The organism is Chryseobacterium sp. sg2396, from assembly GCF_042610505.1.
GTDB lineage: Bacteria > Bacteroidota > Bacteroidia > Flavobacteriales > Weeksellaceae > Chryseobacterium.
Map to the genome: position 1 here is coordinate 38,985 of NZ_JBHGAQ010000020.1, position 14,338 is coordinate 53,322.

Consider the following 14,338-nt stretch of genomic DNA (forward strand, 5'->3'; position numbering starts at 1 on the left):
ACATCCGGCTTCCCTCTTCCAACGCTTTAATAATTTTTCACCAGACCTTTAACCAGGGCAATCACATTCGGCATGGCTTTATTGGCTGCATTCAAGACTTCTTCATGGGAAACGGAGAAAGCGATATCAGGACCTCCGAGATCGGTAATTACCGAAACACAGAAAACATCCATTCCCATGTGTTTGGCAACAATCACTTCCGGAACGGTGCTCATGCCCACCATATCGCCGCCGATCGCCTTGATCATGCCATATTCTGCCGGGGTTTCAAACGTAGGGCCCTGAAGCGCCACATAAACACCTTTATGAATTTGGATCGCATTTTCAGCAGCAGCTTGTTCGGCAACGGCAATCATTTTCCGGTTGTACGGTTCACTCATATCTACGAAACGGGGACCAAAGGCATCAATATTCTTGCCACGCAACGGATGTTCGGGCATCATGTTGATGTGGTCTTTCACGATGGCAATATCACCAATACTATAATCAGGGTTAATGCCGCCGGAAGCATTGGAGAGGATGAGGTTTTTAATGCCCAGCAGATGAAAGACCCGTATCGGGAACACTACCGCTTCTATAGAATGGCCTTCGTAATAGTGGAAACGGCCGCTCATCATGAGGACTTTTTTGCCTTCCAGCATTCCGAAGATCAGTTTTCCGCCGTGCCCGGCAACGGTAGTTTGTGGGAAATTCGGGATCTTGTGATATTCCAGAACGTGGATGGCTTTCACTTCATCCTGCAGTTTCCCCAGTCCTGAACCCAGGACAACAGCAAAATCGGGAGTTTCTTTAATACTGCTTTTAATGAACTCAGCGGTCTGCTTAATTTTTTCTAACATAATCTAAGATGATTTGGTTGAATTCTTCCTTTTTATCAATGATGACATTGATCGGCCAGTAGTAGACAATATCCCGAAGATAGTCAAAACTTTTAAGACGCACGTAGTCTTTTTCGGTAGTTAATATTAATTTATATTCACCTAACTTCTTGTATTCGGCAACGATGTTTTTGATATCCGCTTCCGTGAAATTATGGTGGTCCCTGAATTTTAGATGCTTCACCCTCTGCGAAAATTTCGCCAGGTGGGTTAGCAGAGGCTTCGGATTGGCAATTCCCGTAATGAGAAGGATGTCGTAATAATTCAGGTTGTTGTCCGGCAGCATTTTCTCCCTTCCGTACACGTTTTCATCGTATCCGATGGAGGAGAAGAATACTTTCTGGGTACGGTCCGGCCGTATCCTTGAAATATAATACTGCTTGGTTTCTTCCGTAAGCTCATCGGGACATTTGCTCACCATGATGATATCCGCTCTTTTGGAACCTGCCCTGGATTCCCTCAGGTCACCGCCGGGAAGCAGATGGTCTTTGAAATAAGGATCGTTAAAATCCGTCATCAGGATATTGAATCCTGCTTTGATGGCGCGGTGCTGCATGGCATCGTCCAACACCAGAACATCCAGGTCCATATCGCTGATCACTTTTCGCGCGCCGGGAACCCGTTCTTCGGAGACAGCAATCACGAAACGGTTTTTGAAACGTTCAAAAAGCTGCATGGCTTCATCGCCTACCGTTTTATAGTTGCTTTCATAATTCGTTACGGCATAGCCTTTGGTCAGCCTGCCGTAGCCGCGGGAAAGCACGCCGGTTCTATAGTGTTTGGATAAAAACTGGGCGAGATACATGACCATCGGCGATTTTCCGCTTCCGCCCACAGAAAGGTTTCCGACACAGATGATCGGAGTCTTGAATTTCGTCGATTTAAAAAGTCCCAGATCATACATGGTATTCCGGATACCCGTTACCAAATGATAACCTAAGGAAAAAGGATAGAGGTACCATCTTTTCATACCCTGCAAAAATAGGAAATTTCACATGGATTTGAATCAATATGGTAGCTACTTTTCCATATTTATTTAAAAAATCCAAGCTTGATTATCATTAAATTACAGTATTTTTGCAGACTTATTTTATTGCAATGAGATATTTCATTGAATTTTCCTACAACGGCAAGAATTATTTCGGCTACCAGATCCAGCCGAATGCCATCTCTGTGCAGGAAGAAATGGAAAAAGCACTTTCCACGATTTTACGGGAAAATATTAAAACAACGGGAGCAGGAAGGACGGATACCGGCGTTCATGCCAAAAAGATCTTTGCCCATTTCGATACGGAAAAAGTACTGGATCAGGATCTTCCGAGAAAGCTCAACAGTTTTCTTCCGGCAGATATTTCCGTGAAAAGGATTTTCCCGGTGCAGGATGATTTTCACGCCAGGTTTGATGCGACTTTCCGGACATACGAATATTATATTTCCCTGGAGAAAAACCCGTTTACTGAAGAATCGTCGTGGCAGCACTGGCGCAGGCCGCTGGATGTCAGCAGAATGAATGAAGCCTGTAAGATTTTATTCGAATATGAAGATTTTACCAGTTTTGCCAAACTTCATACCGACAACAAAACCAACCTCTGCAAAATATACAGGGCAGAATGGGAGCAGAACGGAAGCGAACTGAAATTCACCGTTTCCGCCAACCGTTTTCTGCGGAATATGGTAAGGGCCATCGTCGGCACCATGGTGGAAATAGGTGCCGGAAAGCTGAAACCTGAAGATCTGCGAAAGGTGATCGAAGATAAGCACCGCAATTCTGCAGGAACTTCTGCGCCGGCACATGGACTGTACCTGGTGGATGTAGGCTACGAATTTGACTGATTTACATTTAATAATACAAAAAAAACTATTACCATGATTGGAATTTTTATTTTTATTGCTGCTTACCGCTATTATGCAGGCCTTGCAGAACGGTTTGGAAAAACAAAATGGCATTACGGCCTTTTAGCTTTAGGGATTTACCTGGGAACCCAGTTTGTTTTTGCATTTTCTTACGGAATCTACAAAGGCATTACGGATCCTGCTTCTCTGGATGACAATAACTATATGGGATTTTCAGCATTAAATCTGGTAAGCTGGCTCATTTCGGTAGCTGCAGTCTGGGGATTCTACAAGGTTCTGGAAAGTAAATTCCGGAAAGAAAGCCTCAAAAAGCCGGCAATACAGATCGAGGAGATCGGAAAAAAGGAACTGTAGAAGAATCGGTGACCTGGGGAAACCAGGTCACCGATACATCAATTACTTAAATCTGATAATTTTTAAAAGCTGGCAAAAGAAACCTCCTTCATCCGGTTTCGCCTTCCAGCCCGTTAATTTAATACTACTTCGAACTGATACCATTAATCACAAAGCAGATATTTATCTGTCTCATAAATAACAGTCATTACAAATTTTCATCACGAATTCATCCTGGGGTAAAGCCTGACAATTTAGAAAGTCTTATTTTTGCATAGAATTTTATCTCATTCTTTTCTTCAATTCGTACAATGAAAAAACAAGATACCTGGGGGATCGTGAAGCGGCTGTTCTTTATCGGAATGAAGTTCCGTTCGTGGTTCATCCTTACCTTAATTATCTCCGTTATACTCGCCATCGTTTCAACGTACCGGCCCTACCTCACGATGGAGGTGGTGGATAACGACATTACCCGGCTGAAAGATAAGGCACTGATGATGAAGAATATCTATCTGCTGGTAGGCTTGGTGTGTGCCGAAACCATTCTCAACTTTTTCCTCGTCTACTTCTCCAATTTTATTTCGCAGAATGTGATCCGGGACATCCGGGAAAGGTTGTATAATAAGCTGATTTATTTTAAAACCTCGTTTTTCGATAAAACACCGATCGGTCAGCTGGTAACCAGGGCGGTAGGAGATGTGGAAACTATTGCTACCGTATATACCGACGGTTTCCTGATGGTATTCGGGGATGTTCTGAGAATCATCTTCGTGCTGGTTATGATGTTTAGCACGAATGTTCACCTGAGTTACATTACGCTGGCGATTTTGCCATTGATGGTGGTAATCACTCGGTTTTTTCAGAAAAGACTGAAGAAAGCATTCGGGGATGAAAGAAACTGGACGTCTAACCAGAACTCTTTTGTTCAGGAAAGGCTGGCGGGAATGCCGATCATTCAGGTATTCAACCGCCAGGAATCTGAGTTTAAAAAGTTTGATGACATCAACATTACCTTAAAAAGTGCCTTGCTGAGGACCGTTTTCATATTTTCGCTGTTCTTTCCTGTGGTAGAACTTATTTCCTCGCTCTTCATCGGATTTATCCTGTTTTATGGAGGATACATTACGATAAGCGCGGGGGTGGTAATTGCTTTTATCCAGTATATTTCGATGCTGATCCGGCCTTTACGGCAGATTGCAGACCGTTTTAACAATATTCAGCGCGGTATTGTAGGCGCGGAAAGGGTATTGGGATTAATGGATGAAGACAATGCCATGATCAATGAAGGAACGGTACAGAAAGACCATTTCGATGGAAAGATCGAATTTAAAAATGTGCATTTTGCCTACGACGAAAAGCAGGAGGTATTAAAAGGAATTGATTTTACTGTAAATCCGGGAGAAACAGTGGCCATTGTAGGAGCTACCGGAGCCGGGAAATCGACGATCATCAGTTTGATTACCAGATTGTACGATATTAATTCCGGACATATCTTAATTGATAATGTGGATCTGAAAGATTATGAGCTTTATAATTTGAGAAGCCACATCGGCGTGGTGTTGCAGGATGTGTTTCTGTTCCACGGCAGTATTTTCGAGAATCTTTCATTTGGGGATGAAAGCATTACGCTGGAAAAAATAAAAGCGGGAGCAAGAGAAATTGAGGTTGACCAGTTTATTGACCAGCTTCCGGGCGGCTATGATTATGTGGTAAGCGAAAGGGGATCGTCGATTTCTCTGGGACAGCGGCAGTTGCTATCGTTCCTAAGGGCTTATTTATCCGATCCGAAGATCCTTATTTTAGATGAAGCAACCTCTTCCATCGATCATGAAAGTGAAAAACTCATCCAGCGGGCCACGGAAAAAATCACCAAAAACAGGACTTCCATTATCATTGCCCACCGGCTTTCCACTATTGAAAAAGCGGATAAGATCATCGTGATGGAACACGGTAAGATTGTGGAAGAGGGGAAACACCTTGAGCTTTTGGATAAAAACGGTTATTATTCAACCTTATACAAAGCCCAGCTGAAGCATGAAACAGAACTGGAAGAAGAAGAAAGCAATAAATAATTGTTCTGAATAAAAAATATGGGTTAAAATCATTGCCGATTTTAATCCATTTTAGTTTAGCTCAAATGTCATTGATATTAAATAATGATGTGGGCAGAAACATCCAGGCTTCCTCTTGCGGCTTATTAAGCTTTCATTTTTCTTTAATCTTATAATTCTTTTTAAGGAGGTCCAGAAATTCCTCTTTGGAAATCCCTTTTTTGGAAGTAAAGCGGATATTTACCATGTCTTCGTCGGTAATATGGTGATTTGTACCATAGAGATAGTCCAGCAGGTACTGAAGCTGATAATGATCTGTTTTCAGGTTGTAAATCTTATCATCCTGAATATTTGCTTCAAGACTTATCGCATCACCGGGAAGCAGAAAAGCTTCCTGTTCGATCCTGATGCTGTAATATGAAGTATGAGCGGTAAAAGGCGGTGTAAAAAAGAGGATCACAAACGGAACAACAATCGCAAACAGCATGTTCCATAGGGCATGATACAGCAGGCTGTACAGAATATTCAGCCGTACCCGGATATAGCTTAAAATAAATCCACCCGACAGCTGGGAAATGATGACCAGTGGGGATAAAGCATAGAATTTCCAAGAGTCGTTTACATAATTGCCCAGATGAACGAAACCGAATGCCACGGCGGAAAAATATACCAGGTACGGGAAAATCCGGTTCCACTTTTCACGGCTGATAAAACGGGAAAAGAGCTGGTGATACCTGAGCGAATATCTGAAAAGAATTTCTTCAAGCAGCGGCGCCGTAATGACGGCCAGCAAAAACAGGTTTAATAAGGTAAGATTGCTTAAGGGATAGGCTTCCTGAACGGTGATAACATTCTCCACCAGATAATTGCAGGGGAATACAATAATAAAATGCAGTATGACTTCAATAAGCAACAGGTTAAAAATCAGCAAGAATCTGTTTTTGGGAGAAATATGGATTTGGTCATCATTGGGTTTCTGTATAAAATGCCATAATCCGGCAGCGTCATTTTTCAGGCGGAGAAAGTAATTCACAGTAATTTTTTACAATATGTTTTAAAGCAAAGCAAATTGTTACAATCTTTTTTAAACTGAAGAAAAAAGACTTATTGGTTTACAGGACAAATATTTTACAGCCATCAGAAATTGATCCTTTATAATAAACCGGAAGATTTACCAATTTATTGTAAGGCTACAGAAAAAATTAAACAGCATCGAAAAGTATTATTTAAAGAACGCTTAGAAGGCAGTATTCATCAGTTATACAGCTGAATCTGAAAACTTAGATTCTGGTTAAAATGCATGGATTTTTAAAAATATTTTTCATTATGGCAAATAAATTAAGTAAATATTGATAAAACCTTATGTTGATTGTAAATAAATTGCTAACTTTATTCTGGAATTAAACGATACCCCTAAACTTTGGTAGGGTGTTTGATGTAAATAAGTACTTTTTAATTAAAATATCCAAAATAGATGAAAAATATCCAAGACGAATTTGAGGTTTTTAAAGATGAACTGAGAAAATTAAATATCGAAGTACAGAAAGTGGTTAAAGTGGGGAACGGCAGTATGGATTTCCACGAAGTCTTTTATAAGTCGCCACGGTATGAAGATGTGAAGAGCGTGTATGTTCAGCGACATAATCTGGACAATATTCTGGCAAAATTTAAGCAAGCCTATCATTAAAATAAAAGCGCGGTACAGATTTCTTAACCGCGTTTGTTTTTCTATTCAATTTTTATTGACCGTTATCAGATCTGCCCGGAAAGATTTCCGGAATTAACGTAACTTTTTAATGTCTTATTTCTCCCGACAAGCAAAGGCTTGAGATCAATGTTCCGTAATATAAGACCAGATTCAGTACCAAATACTTCATTTCAATTTCACGGATATTTTTCCGGTTGATGAAGACTACACCCTGTCTGATTAGAATAACTACTGATATCAGTACGCTAATGAACGATACCCCCATAATTCCGCTCACCATTATTTCATATCCATCAAATGCGTAATTAAATTCCCTGAAAAAGAAATGCTGAAGACTGAAAATGATGATAAAAAGATAAATACAGGACTGGATTTTACACAGGGTTAACGCTTTCACTTCAATTTATATTTAAATATTACAGAATCCCCGTTTACCGATACCAGCATCGAATCAAAATACTTTTTATGATCAAAGCCGGTCATAAATTCGGAAGCGTAGGCTTTCACTGCATCGATATCAACCGGGCTGCTGTCCTGCTGCATGGCTTCCATTCTGAAATGCTCCAGTTTGGAGATCCGGTGGTGCTTAAGATCCCGGAAATACCAAAGGGTATCCACGGTTTCACTAAGATCCATATCGAGGTGGTACCTTTTATTCAGCTGCATTATGAGTTCAGCGGTTTTCTGGCTCGGCTTATAGCGGGGCATTCTTATCATTCCCCAGGTAAAAGGATTGAGGTAAACCACCATAGGCAGCATAACCAGCAAAATAAAAACGGCAGTATAAAATTTTTTCATTCGATAAATAAAAAACCGCTCTAAGATAGAACGGTTTTATGGATATTCAAATTTTTTTTCTAAAATCGATATCCCAAAGACAACCCGGTCCGGAACCCTGCCCATGGGCCGTCCACATTTACCTTGGCTCCGCTGGAATTGGTTTCCACCGTGTAATTCACATAAGGAATATCCAGATCTTCAATTTCTTTTTTCAGTCTTGCCTGCATATCCGGTGTCAATACCACATCACTGGTCAGGATAAAATCACCCTGGCCTTTTCCGTAATGCGCACCGGCAATCCACAGATCCAGAACCAAATTCCGGCTTCGCGTAAGGAAAAACTGTGCACCGATCATCAGCCCGCCGCTGTTCCCATGAGCACTCCCGTTTCCTTTCAGCGGAATTTCATACGTAATCCCGTTAAAGTTATAATCATAATAAAAGTCGAAGGTATTAGAAGTAACTTTGGAATACCGGTAATACGGGGCGATGTAAAATCCTTTTCCATATCCGGCACCCAGGTAAAAACGCGGTTCGATAGTAAAATTGAAGGATTTAACTTCAAGATTCTGAAGTCTTTTCTCATCCTTATCATTTAAAAATGAATTGATGAAAGGCACTTTCCCTTCAGGCATGGTTCCAAATCCCATATTAACGGAGAACCACTGCGTGAAAGCCCGTTCGTAAGAAAGGTTGATATTTCTGAATGCATATGCGGTAACATTCGTTTTGATAATGTTCATCTTATCCGAAGTTTCAGGAGCCGAAATTTCCTGTGCGGATATTCCAGAGAACATAAAGCATGGAAACAGAAGGAAGTATTTTTTCATGATTCATATATTTAAGGGTATTATTGAAACAAAAGCAAAAAACGGGCAAATAATTGTTAAAATCCTATTCATAAAGCAAAATTAATAATCTCTGTTAAATTAGAGGTTGGTCCGCCGGAAGTTGAGTTGATGTCGGATGTAATATTTTCTGTTCCCTACATGTCTTATTTCATATTATTAAAAGTTCGGAAATGAAAAAAACTTTATGTTCTGCGTTTTTTCTCTGTGGGATCTTCGCTTTCTCACAGGAAACTGCAAAGAGTGATACCATGAGTGTAAAAACGGCGGAAATCCGGGAAGTTATTGTAAAGGCACAGCGCAAAAAACAAATGGCTGACCGTGCCGTCTATACGTTTGATAAAGAAGCCATAGAAAAAGCCCGTTATGCAAAAGACCTGATACAGACTTTGCCTGAGCTTCAGCTGGATCCCATAACCAATACGCTGAAAAGCACGAAAGGCGGAACGACTCTGTTTTTGATCAACGGGATTGAAGCCACCGATATGCAGATCCGGAGTGTGGCACCGGCTGAGGTGGTAAAAGTGGAGTACTACGATATTCCTCCTGCAAGATGGGCTACGAGGGCGGATATTGTGGTTAACCTGATTACCCGTTCTACCGAAACAGGCTATGTCTTCGGTACCGATATAAGCTCTGCACTGGATACAGGTTTCGTAAACGGTTCGGCATATGCCAATTTCACCAAGGGAAAGAATAATTTTGGACTGGAATATTCCATCAACCTCCGTGATTACAACAACCGTAAGGTCCACAGTATTTATGATTACCAGCTGAATGGCAGTCATTACAGGACCGATGAAAACAAAGTCGATCATTTCGGGTACACTTCCCAGAATGTGGCGTTGAGATATACCCGGATGGTTCCGGATCATTATGCTTTTCAGGCAAAAATGGATGTGGATATTTATAATGGCTTCATCAAAGGAAAGGGCGGAAGTATTTTTACGAAAGACAGTTTTACGGAAGAACATGCGATGTTTAAAAACGGATCTTCAGGATATGCCACTCCGACCCTGGATCTTTATTTTTCCAAAAACATCGGCAAGAAAGATGAGTTAAGTATCAATGCAGTAGGGTCCAGCTTTACAACTGAAACTTCAGAGTTTGCCAAAGAATGGGTCATCTCTTCCGGAGCTTCCGTTTACGACAACGATATGAACCTGCGGACCAGACAGACCGGTATGGTAGGAGAACTGGCTCATGTCCATACTTTTGAGGCGGGAAAACTTTCTTCAGGATACCGGATTTCCAACACATCGATTTCCAACGATCTTCAGAATCTAGCCGGTTTTTCGGAATACAGTGTCAATTATCTGGAACAGTATTTTTATACGGAATTTTCTGGAAAAGTAAAACAATTCAGCTATCGCTTAGGAGCCGGGCTTACAAATATCCACAACAAGAGTGCGGAAAATACTTTCGATCAGTGGGCCTTTACGCCCAAGATTATTTTAGGATACCAGCTGAAAGATAACCAAAGCCTCCGTTTTACCGGCAGCTATAAGCCGGTAAGTCCTTGGAGCATCGCTCTGAGCAGCAATATCGTACAGATGGCCCCGAATATTGTACAGCGTGGAAACCCTTTCCTGAAATCCCAGCAGATCTTTGCCAATAATTTCACCTATTCGTTTAATAATAAGCATTTTGATTTCAACGCCAATCTTTTTTACCAGTATACGGACCGTATCATCAACCAGTATTATGTAGCGGATGAAAATTTCGGCTACGCGCTGACCTATGAAAATGCGAAAAACGCACAAAGGTTCGGGATTCAGCTTTCGGGTTCCTACAAACCATTCGGTAACAGCCTTCTGGTGGTAAAATTAAACCTGACTCCGGCTACTGAAACCGTCAGGACAAGCAGTGGTGCTTTAATCAAGAATAATTACCTGGGCAATAATCTGGTACTGTCTTCCGAATATAAATCCTTCAGCATTCAGTACCAACTGAACATTCCGGTATATACGCTGAATGGTGCCTTTTTGAGTACCAACGAAAACCAGAATCATGTTTTTGCCAGCTATAAAAAGAAAGAATGGACGTTTACGACAGGCATGTACTGGATCGGAATGCCTTCGGAATATAAAACCAAAAGTCTTCCGGAAAGTCTTGTAAATTACAGCCGTGTTAACCGTATTATGAACAATAAATCCATGTTCGTACTTGGCTTCAGTTATGATTTCTCAAAAGGCAAAAAGACGGAACTGAATAAGAAACTGAACAATTATACGGCTCCTGCTGCTACTTTTTAATCTGGCTTTTACCGTTTATTTATTTTCATGTTTAAATATTTAAAAGAGACTGTCCAAACTTTTCGGACAGTCTTTTCATTATCTTCAGCAATATTAATTTTATTTTTTAATAAACTTTGACGTTTCCGGCTTCTGGCTGTTTTTTCCGGATACTTCAATAAAGTAAGAGGCAGCAGGGAGATCGGACACCTGTACTTTTCCGGATCGGATGTCAGAGGTTTTAATCAGTTTTCCGTCCACGCTGTAAATTTTTGCTGTTGAATACGGGGCGGCCTGCCCTTTAAATTCGATAAAATCCTGAACCGGGTTCGGGTATAGCTGCAAACCTGCTTTTTTCACAGCGATTTCTCCTGTGGCAAGGAATGCTGAACTTAGTGCCTGCGCCCCGTTGGTGGTTTGGTTATTGATATTGGCGATCGGAATATTTACAACCGTCTGAATTGTGGTCAGCAACGGGAATTTCTTCGTGCTGTTGTAATAAGAATATGAAGTGTTGGTAATGGTTCCGATAGGGACAAGAAAACTTGTATCGCTAGGTAAATGCAGGTTAAATGTCTGAACCGATTTTACCCTTAATACATTGGTAAAGGTAGCCGTCCCCAGAATAAGTGTTCCTGAAGCATTGGGATTAATCGTAATGGTTCCTTTACAAAGACCGCTGGCAGCAGTGGAAGTAAATGTTCCCTGCGCCTGATCAGTTTCCGTAGTAGTGGTATATTGGGTAGGATAGCTGATGTACGTCCCGTTGTTGGCCGATAAATTCAGCGTAGCATCAGGTGTTACCAATCCGGTAATTTCAAGCTTGGAAGCACTTTGCTTATAATATACGGTATTACCGCTGCCCGTCATTTTCAACGTGGATCCTGGGAAAGTTGAAACTTCGCTGGCCGTGGGAGTAGAATAGGCTGTTGTAGCAGATCCGGCAAATGTAAGCGAACCGTTATTAAAGGTGGTATTGGCTCCTGTAGCAGAATTATCCGGGGTTCCGATAACGCCGAGATAAGCAACCGATTCGCCGGATACAGGATCATTAAATGCTTTCGTAATCGTAGTTTGCGCCGATAGAATACCTGCCGATGCCAACAAAAAGAGTAGAGGATATTTCATATATTTTTTTGTTTAAAGATAAGCAAAAATGGCACCGGGATATCCAGGTATTTTACGAATTTTGCACCGGTAGGTAATTGAATCACGTTTTGATGAATTATTTTTTTTATATATTTCCTTTGCAGGACTGGGTTTTAAAGCCGGATGACCGCGTTGGGCTGATCATTTTCAGATAAATTAAAAATTTTCCCTAATTTCTGGGAAGCATTTACAAAGGCAATAAAAGCACAGAGCCCGGAAATTTCCTGATCGGTAAAATATTCACGGAGCATATTAAAATGAGCCGGCAGGATGGATTTATGGTCTTTGCATAAAAGTTCGGCAAATGCTACGGCTACGGAAATTTTTATCTGTGATGCATTAAAGTCGGGTTTACCGGCTTTTACCATACAATATTCACAGCCGTTTTCAAAAGCCATCGCCCGGCGGATCTGTTCGAGCATAATCTTGTCCGTGTTTGTTTCTGCCCAAAGTGTTTCTTCGAGAATATTCCACTGTTTCAGGATGGTGGGATTGTGGCCGATCAGTTTTTCAAAAGGGGAGTTTCCATTTTCTGAGAAAGGTATCGTTGTCATATCTATTTTTTTAAGGATACAAAATTCATTAATACTCTGTCAACCTGAAAACGGATTTAATGGTTAAATTTTTAAATTTGCATTGAATTAATTGTAAATTAAATATTTTTCAGTGAAAATAATATTGGATGATTACGATTACCGGATTTTAAAGATCCTGAATGAAAATTCCCGGTTAAGTTATGCCGAAATAGGGCGTAAAATTTCCCTGTCTCAATCGGCGACCAAAGAGAGGGTACAGAATCTTATTGATAATGGAGTTATTAAGCAGTTTACCGTAGAGGTCGATTATGAAAAACTGGGCTATTCGCTGAAAGTGGTGATTAGTCTGAAATTTAAGAATGATGAATTCCGCAGGTTTATCGATGATGTGCACCGGTTTCCGGAAATCCTCAGCTGCAAAAGGGTAACAGGCGAATCCTGCCTGATCACGGAATGTGTGCTGAAAGACAGCCGGCACCTGGAGCAGCTTATCGATCGATTAACTTCCTACGGGATTCCAACCACAGCGATCCAGCTTTCCGAAATTAAAACGAGACCTTTCCTTGTGTAATATTTAACTTAACTCGAAATAAACAGGCTGGAATAAGGAAGCTGGATGCCGGAAGGTTTTAAGTAATCCATCCCACGGATTTTTTCCAGGCTTCCATTTCTTCGTTTCTTTGCTTCAGATCTGCCGGAGGATGCTGGTTTTCTTTCCGGGCGCGGTTTCTGATACTGGCAGTTTGGTCTTCCAGTGAATTCAGGCCGAGTGATTTTCTTCTCTCGTTCACTTTATTCAGATCATCATAAATATTCGGGCTCAACTTACCGTTTTCGTTCCAGTCGAATTGGGTTCCGTATAATTGCGGTCGTCCTTCGAAAACGGCAATCCGGTCGGATAAATAGGCGGTATTTATTCTCTCAGCATGGGTTTCAGGAGTCGAATCTTCCAGCAGCTTCAGGCATTTCCTCATGAAATCCGGTCGGGCGATGGCATGTTGGATAACGAGCCAGGCAGCTTCAGAAGCTTCTTTGCCTACTTTTTCAGTGGTAGGATAGCCGATATGATCGATGATTTCATCCAGTATTTCGGCATTTTTATGATGAAGAGCCTGCATTTCTCCATGATAGCCGTTTCCGAGTTCTCCGTTCCCGATCAACCGATCCCGGAGTTCAAGATCTGCATTTTTAAGACCGATTATTTTTTTGGCGATGCTTTTAAAATCCATAAAGTGAAGAGAATGTTAATCCTGATAAAAGTTTTCCCTGCGTACGGCATACATCAGCTCATCCTGCAATTCGCCATTTTTGATAAGTGTCTTCTCAAAATGTGCTTCCCGTACAAATCCGTTTTTTTCCAGGACTTTCTGGGATGCTGTATTGCTGCCGAACGGGCGTGCAAAAATACGGTCGATGTCATTATAATTCCGGAAAGCAAAATCCAGGGCCTGCCGGATGGCCCGGCTGATGATTCCCATTCCCCAGAAAGGTTCTCCCAGCCAGTAGCCGAGCTCTGCGTTCTTCCGGTGAATGTCGTGTTGAGGATGGATCCCGATACCACCAGCGGCTTCGCCGTCTACTTCAATGGCAAAGATATGGGCAGAACCGGGTTGAGTAGCAAATTCAATAAACGACATTCCGTCAGCTTCCGAATAAGGATGCGGAAACATATCGGTCATATTTTTTGCGATGCTTAAATTATTGGCATATTTAACGAGGCTTTTGAGATCTTCCTTTTTCCAGGCTCTCAGTTTGAATTCTTTTTCCATATCAATTTTCTGTAAAGGCAAATGTAGGAAATCTAAACGTCCTGCCTTTTTAACAGTGAAATAAATTTCTGCCGGATGTTTCTGCGGATCTACTCGTTATTAACCAGCCTTTAAAACAAAAATTTGAAACGGCTATGGCTAAATCTGTAAAATTCACAGTTTTCAAGGGTGATTTTTCAACTAAATTTATTGTTTAGG

At 41.3% G+C, this 14,338-nt stretch carries 16 protein-coding genes; 6 read left to right on the forward strand and 10 right to left on the reverse strand.

Going from position 1 to position 14,338, the window contains the following annotated elements:
• Positions 1-26 precede the first annotated feature (26 nt).
• Together ACED20_RS18120 and lpxK are read right to left on the reverse strand one after the other, a co-directional pair.
• Positions 27-839: a purine-nucleoside phosphorylase gene (locus ACED20_RS18120; protein WP_294239541.1), complete on the reverse strand. Its 813-nt coding sequence runs from the start codon at positions 837-839 to the stop codon at positions 27-29.
• Positions 823-1,848, reverse strand: a complete 1,026-nt coding sequence (lpxK, locus tag ACED20_RS18125) for a tetraacyldisaccharide 4'-kinase (protein ID WP_294197992.1) — start codon at positions 1,846-1,848, stop codon at positions 823-825. Before lpxK ends, ACED20_RS18120 begins: the two co-directional genes overlap by 17 nt.
• Positions 1,849-1,976: 128 nt before the next feature.
• On the opposite strand from lpxK, the gene truA reads away from it, so the two are divergent.
• The 3 genes from truA (at position 1,977) to ACED20_RS18140 (ending at position 5,137) form a co-directional block, all read left to right on the forward strand.
• Positions 1,977-2,711: a tRNA pseudouridine(38-40) synthase TruA gene (truA, locus tag ACED20_RS18130; protein ID WP_294197993.1), complete on the forward strand. Its 735-nt coding sequence runs from the start codon at positions 1,977-1,979 to the stop codon at positions 2,709-2,711.
• Positions 2,712-2,744: 33 nt separating this feature from the next.
• Positions 2,745-3,086 carry a hypothetical protein gene (locus tag ACED20_RS18135; RefSeq protein WP_294197995.1) on the forward strand — a complete coding sequence of 114 codons (342 nt, stop codon included), beginning with the start codon at positions 2,745-2,747 and terminating at the stop codon, positions 3,084-3,086.
• 290 nt (positions 3,087-3,376) lie between these two features.
• Complete coding sequence (locus ACED20_RS18140; RefSeq protein WP_378106166.1) at positions 3,377-5,137, forward strand: ABC transporter ATP-binding protein; 1,761 nt, start codon at positions 3,377-3,379, stop codon at positions 5,135-5,137.
• Between the two features lie 133 nt (positions 5,138-5,270).
• Here the strand turns inward: ACED20_RS18140 and ACED20_RS18145 are convergent, their stop codons facing one another.
• The gene (locus ACED20_RS18145) at positions 5,271-6,149 is read right to left on the reverse strand and encodes a CPBP family intramembrane glutamic endopeptidase (protein WP_345766548.1); all 879 of its coding nucleotides are present in this window, start codon (positions 6,147-6,149) and stop codon (positions 5,271-5,273) included.
• Between the two features lie 441 nt (positions 6,150-6,590).
• Between ACED20_RS18145 and ACED20_RS18150 the strand changes: the two genes are divergently transcribed.
• The gene (locus ACED20_RS18150; protein ID WP_294198000.1) at positions 6,591-6,803 is read left to right on the forward strand and encodes a hypothetical protein; all 213 of its coding nucleotides are present in this window, start codon (positions 6,591-6,593) and stop codon (positions 6,801-6,803) included.
• A 106-nt stretch (positions 6,804-6,909) separates the two neighbouring features.
• On the opposite strand, the gene ACED20_RS18155 is transcribed toward ACED20_RS18150, so the two are convergent.
• From ACED20_RS18155 to ACED20_RS18165, 3 genes are read right to left on the reverse strand one after another with little or no spacing between them, the layout of a single operon-like run.
• Complete coding sequence (locus ACED20_RS18155; protein WP_294198002.1) at positions 6,910-7,221, reverse strand: hypothetical protein; 312 nt, start codon at positions 7,219-7,221, stop codon at positions 6,910-6,912.
• Positions 7,218-7,622 (reverse strand): hypothetical protein, encoded by a 405-nt coding sequence (locus tag ACED20_RS18160; RefSeq protein WP_378106169.1) that lies wholly within the window; start codon positions 7,620-7,622, stop codon positions 7,218-7,220. Before ACED20_RS18160 ends, ACED20_RS18155 begins: the two co-directional genes overlap by 4 nt.
• 59 nt (positions 7,623-7,681) lie before the next feature.
• Complete coding sequence (locus ACED20_RS18165; protein WP_294198005.1) at positions 7,682-8,434, reverse strand: DUF3575 domain-containing protein; 753 nt, start codon at positions 8,432-8,434, stop codon at positions 7,682-7,684.
• Between the two features lie 191 nt (positions 8,435-8,625).
• Here ACED20_RS18165 and ACED20_RS18170 point away from each other — a divergent pair, with 191 nt between their 5' ends.
• Positions 8,626-10,707 (forward strand): TonB-dependent siderophore receptor, encoded by a 2,082-nt coding sequence (locus tag ACED20_RS18170; protein WP_294232251.1) that lies wholly within the window; start codon positions 8,626-8,628, stop codon positions 10,705-10,707.
• A 99-nt stretch (positions 10,708-10,806) separates the two neighbouring features.
• Here ACED20_RS18170 and ACED20_RS18175 read toward each other — a convergent pair whose 3' ends face one another.
• Complete coding sequence (locus ACED20_RS18175; RefSeq protein WP_294232249.1) at positions 10,807-11,814, reverse strand: T9SS type A sorting domain-containing protein; 1,008 nt, start codon at positions 11,812-11,814, stop codon at positions 10,807-10,809.
• 134 nt (positions 11,815-11,948) lie between these two features.
• A complete protein-coding gene (locus ACED20_RS18180) occupies positions 11,949-12,389 on the reverse strand; it encodes a carboxymuconolactone decarboxylase family protein (protein WP_294239547.1) in 441 nt (146 codons plus the stop codon).
• Positions 12,390-12,501: 112 nt separating this feature from the next.
• Here ACED20_RS18180 and ACED20_RS18185 point away from each other — a divergent pair, with 112 nt between their 5' ends.
• Positions 12,502-12,942 (forward strand): Lrp/AsnC family transcriptional regulator, encoded by a 441-nt coding sequence (locus ACED20_RS18185; RefSeq protein ID WP_294239551.1) that lies wholly within the window; start codon positions 12,502-12,504, stop codon positions 12,940-12,942.
• A 58-nt stretch (positions 12,943-13,000) separates the two neighbouring features.
• On the opposite strand, the gene ACED20_RS18190 is transcribed toward ACED20_RS18185, so the two are convergent.
• Together ACED20_RS18190 and ACED20_RS18195 are read right to left on the reverse strand one after the other, a co-directional pair.
• Complete coding sequence (locus ACED20_RS18190) at positions 13,001-13,600, reverse strand: DUF6624 domain-containing protein (protein WP_294239554.1); 600 nt, start codon at positions 13,598-13,600, stop codon at positions 13,001-13,003.
• Between the two features lie 15 nt (positions 13,601-13,615).
• Complete coding sequence (locus tag ACED20_RS18195; protein WP_294239557.1) at positions 13,616-14,140, reverse strand: GNAT family N-acetyltransferase; 525 nt, start codon at positions 14,138-14,140, stop codon at positions 13,616-13,618.
• Positions 14,141-14,338: the final 198 nt, after the last annotated feature.